The organism is Oleiphilus sp. HI0061 (assembly GCF_001635675.1).
In genome coordinates this window covers 1-9,703 of the sequence record NZ_LWFE01001743.1, presented here as the reverse complement: position 1 = coordinate 9,703, position 9,703 = coordinate 1, and the positions used below count along the sequence as shown (strand labels likewise).

Sequence of the window (9,703 nt, the reverse complement as noted above, 5' to 3'; positions counted from 1 at the left end):
ATAGCACTTATATTCTAATGAATGACTATAATAATTAATCCTCTCTGTTATCCTTCAAACTGGTTTGCAGAACAGAGTTGCCGGAGGCCAAATGAGCGAAGAGACAAAACAAGACGAGCGCCGTCATTTTAGCCGAATTCTATTTAATGCCGATTGCACCTTGCGTCAGGATGACCTTGAATGGTCTACCGAAGTCCTTGATATTTCCTTGCGCGGAATTCTGGTTCACCGGCCTGACCACTTCAGCCTGGATGTTGATACGCCTTGCGAAGCGACCATCAGACTATCAGGTAGCGAAAGCCATATTATTATGTCACTCACCTTTTCCCACGAGGAAAACAATACCTTAGGTTTTAAATGCCAGCACATTGATATCGACAGCATGACCCACCTTAAGCGTTTAGTAGAGCTTAATGTTGGTAGCGACGATATTTTAATGCGTGAACTGGAACTTCTCACAGTCATTTAAATTAAGCTCTGCTCAAGTTTCCTCTCTATTTAAGCCTCAATAACTAGGAATTTCCTAAGTTCCTACTAAACTAATTAGTCATAGTAAACGCTTGTTTTCTTTAATTGACGTATAACTGCAACAAGGCACTCATGGGATCAGGACAACAAAAGCATATTGAAAGTGATCGCATGCTCAAGGCCATCACTGACCAAAGCTCTGAAGGCATTACAGTTGCCGACACTGAGGGTAATTACGTATTTGTTAACCCTGCTTTTTGTAAGATGAGCGGCTACAGCAAAGATGAGCTGCTAGGCATGACGGTGTTTGATATAAAGGCACCCGAACAAGATCACCGCTCTTTCGAAAGAACCAAAACCACTGAAGAAGGGCTAACCGTTGAAGTTTTGCTTCAACGTAAAGACGGAAGCACTTATCACTCAGAAGTGATTGGAAAGAATATTGATATTGACGGCAAAGCCCTGGTACTCGGGATAGTTCGCGATATCAGCCAGGAAGTAAAAACCGGACAAAAAATTCGTACCCTCTCCCAAGCCGTCGAGCAGAGCCCTGTGTCGGTCATGATCATCGCCACCAATGGGAGCATAAAGTATGTAAATCAGGCATTTGAAACGACCTCCGGCTACCCTCTTAGTGAGGTTGAAGGAAAGAAGTTTTTCAGCCTAATGCCTGACCACGCAAAAAAAGATACCTACGCAGCACTCTTCGAAGCGCTTGAAAAAGAACATAGCTGGGAAGGCGAAGTACAAATTCGTAAAAAGAATGGCGAGACCTTTTGGGAATATGGGCACATCTCTCCAGTAAAGGATGAGTATGGGAAAGTGATTCACTATCTTGCCGTCAAGGAAGATATCTCGACACGCAAAGCACAAGAAGAAAAAATATTTCACCAAGCGCATTTTGACTCGCTGACTGACCTGCCCAATCGACTTTTATCTTTGGATAGGCTCACCCACATCATTGGTGAAGCCCAACGTCAAAACAACAAAGTTGCCTTACTGTTCGTTGATCTAGACGATTTTAAAAAGGTTAATGACTCCCTTGGCCATGACATGGGTGACGAAGTATTGATGGTTGCTGCAGAGCGCCTATCAGAAGTACTTCGAACGGGCGATACAGTTGGCCGCTTGGGAGGCGATGAATTCATCTTAATTTTGGGCGGCCTAGATGACGAGAAGTCTGCGCAAAAAACTGCTGAGCGCATATTAGAACAATTCAGAAGCTCGTTTGATATTGAAGGTCGTAAACTGATGCTAACTGCCAGCATTGGCATTGCTCTTTTCCCTCATGACGGTGCTACTCCGACCGACTTGCTAAGAAATGCCGACTCAGCCATGTATCACGCTAAGTCTCTCGGGCGAAACGCCTACTCGTTCTACACTGAGGAAATGAACCAACAAGTCGCCCGAAGATTACAGCTTGAAGAACAAATCCATGGTGCCTTAGACCGAAATGAATTCTCGCTCGCCTACCAGCCTCAAGTCGATGTTCAGACTGACAAAATTATTGGAGCCGAAGCACTATTACGCTGGAATAACCAAACCTTAGGACAAGTACCTCCTGATGAGTTTATTCCGATCGCAGAGGAAACCGGGTTGATCATTCCTATTGGTCAATTTGTATTGCACCAGGCGCTATCTCAAGCATCAAAGTGGCAAAAGCAATACCAAGCAGACTTTCGCATGGCGGTTAACCTGTCGCCACGGCAGTTTCGAGATCCAGACCTGATATCTCAAGTCGAAAGAATTATTCAGGACCATCAAGTTGCCAGACATACACTTGAGTTTGAAATTACCGAGGGCGTTCTAATGAATAACCAGCAGTTCGTAAAAGATGCGCTAAGAGCCCTCAACCATCTTGATGTCCGAATATCGATGGATGACTTTGGAACCGGCTATTCCTCACTAAGCTATCTCAGGAACTATCCTTTTGACATGCTTAAAGTCGACCGTAGCTTCGTCAACGACTTAGTCGAAGACCAAGCCGACAAAGAACTAATTAATGCGGCGATTTCTATGGCTCACAGCTTAAACCTTAAGGTCGTCGCTGAAGGGGTCGAGAATCAGGAGCAATACAAGCTGCTCAAAGATCTAAACTGTGACTATGCACAAGGCTATCTGTTTGGTAGACCCATGGCGCCAGACATATTTGCCTGTCATTTAGAAAGTACGCTCGAAGACTAATCTAATAAGCTAAACCAAAGCATGTTAAAACAGAGCATTCAACAAATCAGGTAACTTCTTCACTAGCATAACTTCCATCCCTGCAATATCGTTTCTCGGTTTGTTTCCATAGGGAACAATCGCTCTTTTAAAGCCATGCTTCAGCGCTTCCTGAATTCGTTCCTGACCACTAGGGACTGGACGTATTTCTCCCGACAAACCGACCTCTCCAAAGATCACCATATCTTCAGAAAGTGACACCCCTTTCAAGCTAGAAACAATCGCTGCCAAAGTCGCTAAATCGGTACTCGTTTCCAGTGTCTTTACACCACCTACCAGATTCACAAATACATCCTGGTCGCCACAATGGATCCCACCATGTCGATGCATCACGGCCAGCAACATTGATAAACGGTTCTGATCCATACCCAAGGCGACTCGCTTAGGGTAGTTGCCTTGGCTCTCATCAACCAAAGCCTGTAATTCTACTAGCAACGGGCGCGTACCTTCCCAGAGTATCGTCACGACACTACCTGGCATTATCTCTTCGCCACGGCTTAGGAATATTGCACTCGGGTTCTTCACTTCAACCAAGCCTTTTTCGAGCATAGCAAAGACACCTAACTCATTCACTGCACCAAAACGATTTTTGATTCCTCGCAAAGTGCGATAACGAGTGTCACTGGAGCCTTCGAGCATTATCGAGCAGTCAATCATATGCTCCAAAACCTTAGGCCCGGCAATCGCTCCCTCTTTGGTCACATGACCAACCAGAAATAGCACCATGCCAGTCTGTTTGGCAAGACGGGTCAACCTGGCAGCACATTCTCTTACTTGCGAAACGCTACCTGGAGCCGACTCTATCGCTTCTGTGTGCATTACCTGAATACTGTCAACAACCAGCACTTTTGGCTTATGGACTTGAACCACTTCTTCTATTGATTCGATCCGGGTTTCAGAGAACATATTCAGCACATCAGCTTTGAGACCGAGGCGCTTTGCTCGCAGTGCAACCTGTTGTAAAGACTCTTCACCAGTAATATATAAGCCGTCCCTGCTTGAAGAAAGATGACACATCGTCTGGAGTAGCAAAGTACTTTTCCCGGCACCCGGATGACCTCCAACCAATATAGCAGAACCGGGAACTAAACCTCCCCCCAGCACCCGATCAAACTCACCTATACCGCTACTGAATCTGGGTTGATCTTCGAGGTCAATTGACCCCAAAGCCTTAATCTCGGACTTGGCGCCCGCATAACCCAACGAGGTACTGCTGCTCTTACTTTGCTTTGCTAGCTTTATTTCCTGAATAGTATTCCATTGGCCACAATCCGGACACTGGCCTTGCCATTTAGATAAATCTGACCCGCACTCAGTGCAGACGAATGCGGTTTTGCTCTTTGCCATGCTAAGCCTATTGCTATGAGATCTGATAATTATGCGTGCAAATAGATATGCTCGCTCTACAGGAGGAATATTATAGAGCTAATCGAGGAATTAAGTATATGAAGCCAGAAGGCCATCAATGATATATTGAGCAGTATGAAAGGAACTTTCTACTCTGCTGGAATAAAGTCATCTCGCTGGAAGTCACCTTCCAGAAGTTGCTCCCAGGTCGTTGTAAACGTTTCATCTGGGAAACTGGCTCCAACACGAGAATCATCACCATCATAATCAACACCGATCACCAGTGCACTAGGGTTTGACGTCAGGGTCACTCGCTCCAAACCCTGTCCTAATACCTTAAATATGCCATCAGTTGGATATTCGCCTATCGTGCCATTCAGCTTGCTAAAAGAGTCCATTGCATCAACTTCAACTGTTCCGCCAATCGAATCGGACTCCAAGACTCCTGAAAAACCAATCACATAGGTGCCTCGTGACAAATTCTCAACCTTTTCAGCATCAAAGTCAGTTAATGAAAACTCATTCAGTGAAGCATTCTGCTGTACGGACAAAGAAAAATCGCTATCGACAATGTTAAATGACTCAGTTTCGAGATCTTCTGAAATATTTGATAACTCAATTTCTCCATCTATAGTCGTGGTAATTTCGCCATCTTTAACTGCAAACTCATTGACACTTACATCTAAATGCCGACGATAGTACTGGCAGCGCTCTAGTTCCTGTTCACCTTCAAAAACATGATAAATTTCATCTCCGTCCAACGATGCTAAAGCACCAGCATCGACACCTAAACGCTCATTGATAATCAAGGTTGGCCTATTTTTGGCAACTTCATAAGATGCCCTTAGGGTAGATATTCGCTCACCCGTATCGCTATCGTAGCTGTGCTCATAAACTCGGACTATCGTGTCATCACCAAAGGGGAAAAATCTTACTTCATGGCCTGCTACATATAATGTGTCGTAATCAGGGCCTTCGTTTAGGATATTAAGCCTATCAACACAGTAATCAGTTGAAACCGGCATGAAGGTGTCATTTACCCCACCCATATCACTATATTCCATCGATAAAGCACCAGACACTTCTTGCCCTGTACTCAACTGACAATTGTCAAAGACCAGCTCTACTGTATCACCTTCGCTATAAGCCTGACCCGGCTCCCTAGAACTGTCCCAACTAATGGGGTCCTCAAATACATCTTTAACATAATTTCCGCATATCAAACTTAGATCTTCTGGAAAGTCTGATGCATCTAAATATCGATACAATGGCGAATCCAAGTAAGCTAAAAGAGTCGCTTGAAGCACTTTAAGAGATAAATCTTCGGACATGTCGACTTCGATATCGATGGTTTTGTTATCGATATTAGTTTCGGCATCACTTTGATATATGTCAGGATCCCCAACACTTTTGAAAAAGGCTATATTTTCTAAATTATCGCAAGCCACGATCATTGTAGCGCAGATACAAATTGAAATTGCCTTAGCAAAATAGAGAGAGAGATGCCTCATTACAGTTCCTTGGGAGACCTTAAGGGTTATCTATCGATTGTATTAAAAGAGTCGCACAGGTTAAATAAGAGCCTGCTGCAAATGTGACACGTGTGGGAATTACATGGCATTTTGTGCTAGAAAAAGAAAGGGTGCCACGTTGCACCCTTAATTCTATGCATTAGATAACGATCTTAAGCGTGATACTGAGCACTCAGTTCATGAACCGCATCAACAAAGTAGCCTGCATGTGCTGGATCAACAAATTGATGAATACCATGCCCCAGATTGAATACATGGCCTTCACCTGGACCATAAGATGCCAAAATTCTAGCCACCTCATCCCTAATACCTTTTTCTGAAGCATATAGCACCGACGGATCCATATTCCCCTGCAAAGCAACTTTATCACCTACCAAGGCACGCGCTTTACCGATATCCATCGTCCAGTCAAGACCAAGTGCATCAGCGCCGGTATCAGCCATAGAAGGCAACCATAAACCGCCTCCTTTGGTAAATAGAATCACGGGGACTTTTCGACCATCGTATTCCCGAATTAAGCCAGCTACAATTTTCTTCATATAAGCCAAAGAGAACTGTTGATATGCATGATCACTCAGGTTTCCACCCCAGGTATCGAAGATCTGAACCGCTTGCGCACCCGCTTTTATTTGAGCATTCAGATAATCAATCACAGACAAGGCAATTTTATCCAATAACTGATGCATAATTTCTGGCTGAGAATACATCATCGCTTTGATATGGCGAAAATCTTTAGAGCTTCCACCCTCAACCATATAAGTGGCTAAAGTCCAAGGACTCCCAGAGAAACCAATCAACGGAACACGTCCATTCAACTCTTTACGTATGGTGCTCACTGCATCCGTTACGTAAGTCAAGTCTTTAGAGGTATCAACTATAGGTAGTTTCTCGACATCCTCTGCTGTTCGAACAATCTTCTTGAAACGAGGCCCCTCACCCGTTTCGAAATAAAGACCCAAACCCATTGCGTCCGGAATCGTCAAGATATCAGAAAACAGAATTGCAGCGTCGAGCTTGTAGCGCTCAAGAGGCTGAATTGTGACCTCGCATGCTAGTTCTTTATTCTTACACAGACTCATAAAGTCACCGGCTTGCGCTCTGGTCGCTTTATACTCTGGCAGATAACGCCCAGCTTGACGCATCATCCATACAGGCGTCACATCAACCGGCTTACGCTCTAGCGCTCTCAGAAATCGATCATTCTTTAGCTCTGTCATTCACTGTCTCTTCAATATTAATAATCAAGAAATGTCTGGCAATGTTGTCCAGATACAAAAAAGGCACAGTATTATCAACCGTGCCTTGGATTTAGTCATTGATACTCATCACGTGCAGACTATATATCCAGGTAGTCCATGATGCCTTCAGCTGCCTGGCGGCCTTCCGCAATGGCGGTAACCACCAAGTCAGAACCACGAACCATATCACCACCGGCGAAAATCTTCGGGTTACTCGTCTGATAAGGGTACTCACCCTTCTCTGGCGCGACAACACCGCCCCAGCTATTAACATCTACCTTCACATCGGACAGCCATTCTGGTGGGCTAGGCTGGAAACCAAACGCAATCAATACTGCATCAGCAGGCAGGATTTCTTCACTACCTTCGATAACTTCCGGGCGACGACGACCATTTTCATCAGCGGCACCCAGCTGTGTTTTAACAACCTTCACACCTTCAACTTTATCATCACCTACAATCGCCACTGGTTGACGATTAAACATAAAGCCTACACCTTCTTCCTTGGCATTCTGAACTTCTTTGCGTGAGCCAGGCATATTCTCTTCGTCACGACGGTAAGCACAAACTACACTATCTGCCTGTTGACGAATAGAGGTTCGGTTACAGTCCATCGCAGTATCACCACCACCCAGAACAACCACCTTCTTACCTGCCATGTTAATGAAGTCAGCTTCATCTTTTTCAAAACCCAAACGACGATTAACGTTTGAGATCAAAAATGGCAATGCATCATGAACGCCTGGCAAGTCTTCACCTGGGAAGCCACCTTTCATGTACTTGTATGTTCCCATACCCATAAATACTGCGTCATAGTCATTTAACAAGTCATCAATACTGATATCTTTACCAATTTCGGTATTCAAGCGAAATTCAACGCCCATATCGGTGAAGATTTCTCGACGACGCGACATGACATCCTTTTCTAGCTTGAACTCTGGAATACCAAAGGTAAGCAAACCACCAATCTCAGGATTAAGATCAAAAACAACAGGCTTAACACCGTTACGAACCAGGATATCTGCACAAGCCAAACCGGCAGGGCCCGCGCCAATCACGGCAACCTTCTTGTCTGTTTTAACAACATTGGACATATCCGGGCGCCAACCCATAGCGAAAGCCGTATCAGTAATATACTTCTCCGCCGAGCCAATAGTCACCGCACCAAAACCTGCATTAAGAGTACAAGCACCTTCACACAATCGATCTTGAGGACAAACACGACCACACACTTCAGGCAAAGAGTTTGTCTGGTGACACAGTTCAGCCGCTTCAAGAATATTCCCTTCTGAAACCAGCTTTAGCCAGTTCGGGATATAGTTATGTACCGGGCACTTCCACTCACAGTAAGGGTTACCACACTCAAGACATCGATGAGCCTGTTCAGTCGCGTCATTCTGATCAAATGACTGATAGATCTCACCAAAATCTTCGGTACGACCTTCCATTGGAATTTTCTTTGGGTCAACTCGACCCACATCAACAAACTGAAAGTTGTTATTTAAACGCTTTGCCATATTCTAACCTCTAAACCTTATTCGCAATGAGAGTATTCGATAATTCGAAACACTACTCAGGGCGAGAACGCATGTTGTTAAGCAAGTTATCCAAGCTAGCCGCCTTCGGCTTAACTAACCAGAACTTAGCAATGAAGTCATCGAAGTGCTCAAGGATCTCTTGCCCCCACTTACTAGATGTCTCAGCAACATGCTCCTTAATAACGCCTCGCAAATGATTGCGATAAGGCTCCATTTGTTCAGTTGAAACTCTTTGAATTTCTACCAACTCATGATTGTATTTATCTACAAACGTATTTTCCTGGTCTAGCACATAGGCAAAACCACCTGTCATACCAGCACCAAAGTTATAACCTGTTTGACCTAGAACAGTAATCAAACCGCCAGTCATATATTCACAGCAGTGATCACCTGCGCCTTCAACAACCGCTGAAGCGCCAGAGTTTCGAACTCCAAAACGCTCACCAGCCGTACCCGCTGCAAACAACTTACCGCCAGTAGCGCCGTAAAGACAAGTATTACCAACAATGGATGTTTCCTGGGTTTTGAACTCACTACCTTGAGGGGGTCGAATGGTTAGTTTACCACCAGTCATACCTTTACCAACATAGTCGTTTGCATCGCCTTCAAGGTTCATATTCAAACCACCAGCATTCCAAACACCAAAGCTCTGACCAGCTGTACCCGTCAAATTCAAGTTGATTGGCGCACTCACCATACCTTGATTACCATGACGCTCTGCGATTTCGCCAGAGATTCGTGCACCAACCGAACGATCACAGTTAGTCACTTCGTAATCGAAGGTACCACCCGACTTGGATTCAATTGTTGGAACTAAGTCCTCAACCATTTTTTCGGCCAACAAGGCTTGGTCAAACGGAGCATTACGCTCTACCTTACAGGTATGCGGTTTATCTTCAGGTATTCCCTCAGTCGAAAGAATCGGCGATAGGTCAAGCTTGTTCTGCTTATCAGTAGTACCTGACAAAATGTCTAACAAATCTGTACGACCAACCAGCTCTTCCAAACTACGAACACCTAGCTTAGCCATCCACTCACGCGCTTCTTTCGCAACAAAGCGGAAGAAGTTCATTACCATTTCTACGGTACCGTTGAAGTACTCATCACGAAGTAATTCGTTCTGAGTCGCAACACCCGTCGCACAGTTGTTCAAATGACAAATTCTCAAATAACGACAACCCAAAGCAACCATAGGCGTGGTACCGAAACCAAAACTCTCGGCACCCAGTATCGCCGCTTTAACAACATCCAGACCTGTCTTTAAACCGCCATCGGTTTGCAGACGGACGCTGCCACGCAAGTCATTGCCGCGCAGAGTCTGGTGAGCCTCGCTCAAACCAAGCTCCCAAGGAGAACC

General features: G+C 44.9%; 7 protein-coding genes. 2 read left to right on the top strand and 5 right to left on the bottom strand.

Annotated features, from left to right (window positions below):
- The first annotated feature begins 91 nt into the window (after positions 1–91).
- Entirely contained in the window at positions 92–469 is a 378-nt protein-coding gene (locus A3735_RS26715; protein WP_068513956.1) for a PilZ domain-containing protein, read from the top strand.
- A gap of 131 nt (positions 470–600) precedes the next feature.
- Positions 601–2,652 (top strand): EAL domain-containing protein, encoded by a 2,052-nt coding sequence (locus A3735_RS26710; RefSeq protein ID WP_068513955.1) that lies wholly within the window; start codon positions 601–603, stop codon positions 2,650–2,652.
- A gap of 24 nt (positions 2,653–2,676) precedes the next feature.
- Here the strand turns inward: A3735_RS26710 and radA are convergent, their stop codons facing one another.
- The 5 genes from radA to A3735_RS26685 all read right to left on the bottom strand — a co-directional run.
- Positions 2,677–4,038 carry a DNA repair protein RadA gene (gene radA, locus A3735_RS26705; protein WP_068513952.1) on the bottom strand — a complete coding sequence of 454 codons (1,362 nt, stop codon included), beginning with the start codon at positions 4,036–4,038 and terminating at the stop codon, positions 2,677–2,679.
- Positions 4,039–4,187: 149 nt separating this feature from the next.
- Positions 4,188–5,549, bottom strand: a complete 1,362-nt coding sequence (locus A3735_RS26700) for a hypothetical protein (RefSeq protein ID WP_156495262.1) — start codon at positions 5,547–5,549, stop codon at positions 4,188–4,190.
- 173 nt (positions 5,550–5,722) lie between these two features.
- A complete protein-coding gene (gene hemE, locus A3735_RS26695; RefSeq protein WP_068513946.1) occupies positions 5,723–6,787 on the bottom strand; it encodes a uroporphyrinogen decarboxylase in 1,065 nt (354 codons plus the stop codon).
- Positions 6,788–6,906: 119 nt separating this feature from the next.
- Entirely contained in the window at positions 6,907–8,325 is a 1,419-nt protein-coding gene (locus A3735_RS26690; protein ID WP_068634367.1) for an FAD-dependent oxidoreductase, read from the bottom strand.
- Between the two features lie 52 nt (positions 8,326–8,377).
- Positions 8,378–9,703, bottom strand: a 1,326-nt coding sequence (locus A3735_RS26685) for a glutamate synthase-related protein (RefSeq protein WP_255375198.1), incomplete at its 5' end; no start/stop codon positions are given.